Origin of the sequence: Parvibaculum sp. (assembly GCF_049672805.1) — a bacterium.
Taxonomy (GTDB): domain Bacteria; phylum Pseudomonadota; class Alphaproteobacteria; order Parvibaculales; family Parvibaculaceae; genus Parvibaculum.
The window spans coordinates 1-2,522 of record NZ_JBATWS010000303.1; the positions used below are offsets into that span (position 1 = coordinate 1).

A 2,522-nucleotide genomic window follows, 5' to 3' on the forward strand; every position below is an offset into this window, starting at 1 on the left:
GCTTGAAGGCAAGGCCGAACGTGCCCGTATCGTCGCCTTCGTCAGAAGCATGACGGCGGATGGTGATCGGACCAGTCGGATATTCACCTGCGCTCATGACATATGCGCCGCCTTCGCAAGCCGCGTCCGTGCCGGAGAAGAAGGTGCCGCAAGCATCAAGCTTGGTCTTTTCCCAGCCGAACTGCCAGAAGGCTTCGAGCTGGATGTTGTGCGGCAGGCCGATCGAGCCATAAAGAGCCGGCACCGGCAGATAGGCTTCCTTCAGTTCCGAACCCGGCGTACGAATGGCCGAGACGTCAACCGGCAGGTAGGAGCTGATGCCGCCCTGGATGAAAAGGCTTTCACCCCAGTTGATCACCTGCTTACCGGCGCGGAGAGACACAGGCGTGTTGCCTACATCGAAGTTCGTATAGACGAAGGCGTCAAGAATATCGGCACCACGGCCACCGAAGTTGCGGGCGTCATCGCCACGGGCGGCGTCCACCATCGGGCGTGCACCGAAACGGTTGTTCCGCGTGCCGAGTTCTTCATAGATCCAGTGATCATAGAACAGCTTGGTACGGACGAAAGCACCGTAATTGCGGTACTTCAGTTCGAAATCCGTCGTCAGCTTGATCGCGGTTGAATAGGGATCCCACTGATCCGTATTGACGTTGCCGTCGTCATCGTTGACGCCGAACTCAACGCCGGTCGCGGAGCCATTCGCAAAGCCGCAACCACCATTATAAATGCTGACGTTGTAGCACTGCTGCTTCGACGTACGGACACCGACACCCACCGAGGCGGTATTGTCCACGGAGAGCGTTACCTCCCCGAACTTGAAGTCCACGGCATTAGCCGCGCCCGCAGCGAACATCATCGCCGTCGCGGCTATACTGCCCAAAAGTAGCTTTTGGACGCTTCCTCTTTTCATTGAGCGATCCTCCTCGATCCTCGATGGCTTCACTAACTTGCAGCCCGGACGGGAGGTTTTGAATCGGAAAGCATTATCGACTGTTTCCCCCCCGGCCAGTCAGCATCCCTCGCCGCATAGCCCACATTCATTGGGGGTTCGAGTCAAGACTACGCAGATGCGGAGCGGGGCTCCGGATGCAACATTCGGGCGGGGTATGGCATTTATGACACGGCTGTAATGATCGCAGCGGAATACTGGCCCGGGCCGTTCATTTTTATTGCGCCGCACACTGAATATATGCGCTGCAACAATTTTCCGGTGATTCGAGGCGTCGCGCGGCTGGCTTCTGAAGACGGAATAAAGACGCTCTCAATGCGCCGCGCCATGCTCACCATGGTCATGGTCGCCATGATCATGCGCATCATGGCCACCGCTCTGCCCGGCGGCGCGTACCGGCGCCTCGACCGCAACTTCACCTGCCTTCTCGAACACAAGCGTCAGCGGCACGACCATCCCTTCCGTGAGCGGCCCGGAAAGGCCGATCAGCATGATGTGCTTGCCGCCCGGCGCGAGCGCAACACGGCTTCCCGCCGCGACCGGAAGATCATCGAGCCGCCGCATCCTCATGACCATGTCTTCCATCGTCATGTCGTGGATTTCCACCTTCTCGGCCACGGGCGACCGCGCCTCAAGCAGCCGGTCATCCGCCTTGCCGCCATTTGCGATGGTGAGATAGGCCGCCCCCGTGCGCGTGGCGCTCGCGCGCGCCCAGGCATCCGCAACCGAGATTTCGCTCGTGCCGTTTTCGCCGCACGCCCCGAGAAGCGGCGCGATCAGAAAGAGAGCAAGAAAAGAAGCAAGGAACGGACGGCGCATGGAAACCTCCCTCTGGAACAAGAATCAGAGGCACCATAGCCACTGGGCAGCGCTTGCGCACCCGCCACCATCCCCGGCGAGACGTTCCGTCGCGCTAAAACGAGTGCCGGGGTGAATCCGATATTGAAAACCACCGATATTCGCGGAAGTGCCTAGCCCTGATTGCGCTCGCGGCCCGACAGGCGCCAGCGCGAGACAATCGCCTCAAGCCCGGCCCGGTCGAGATTGGGCTTGCTCCAGGAATAGGAGAAACCGGAATTGAGATTCTGCGGCACGCCCCGCGAGGTGATGTCGGCAAAGCGAATGCGCATGGGCATGGAAACGCCCTGACCAAGCACAATCGCCTCCCGGTCCCCGAGAAGCGGCAGAAAGTCGAGAAGGTCGAGCGAACCGTCATGCGTGTTGGCGCGCATCACCTGCTGGTCGCGCTCGGTCGAAAGCCGCATCGCAACCACCGTGCTGCATTGGGAGAGGATCGTCGCATCAAGCTCGGAAGGTCGCTGCGTGACAAGGGCGAGAGAGAGTCCGTATTTCCGTCCCTCCTTCGCAATGCGTGACAGCGCCTGACGCGTTGGCGCAAAGCCAAGCTCCACCGCCGCAGGCGCATAGCGATGGGCTTCCTCGCAGACGAGCAGCATGGGAAGCCCGCCCTTGCTCCACACGGCGAGATCAAAGGCAAGGCGGGAGATCACCGAGATCACCACATCAAGAATTTCCGGCGGCACGGTGGAAAGATCGATCACCGTGATCG

3 protein-coding genes are annotated in these 2,522 nt (G+C 60.3%); all 3 read right to left on the reverse strand.

Features of this window, described 5'->3' with window-relative positions; genetic code table 11:
• The coding region (locus WBF74_RS09680) for a DUF1302 domain-containing protein (protein WP_424438791.1) at window positions 1-883 on the reverse strand (883 nt) is incomplete at its 3' end.
• Between the two features lie 381 nt (window positions 884-1,264).
• Entirely contained in the window at window positions 1,265-1,771 is a 507-nt protein-coding gene (locus tag WBF74_RS09685; protein ID WP_424438794.1) for a copper chaperone PCu(A)C, read from the reverse strand.
• Between the two features lie 152 nt (window positions 1,772-1,923).
• Window positions 1,924-2,522: ATP-binding protein (locus WBF74_RS09690; RefSeq protein ID WP_424438797.1), on the reverse strand; the 599-nt coding region annotated here is incomplete at its 5' end.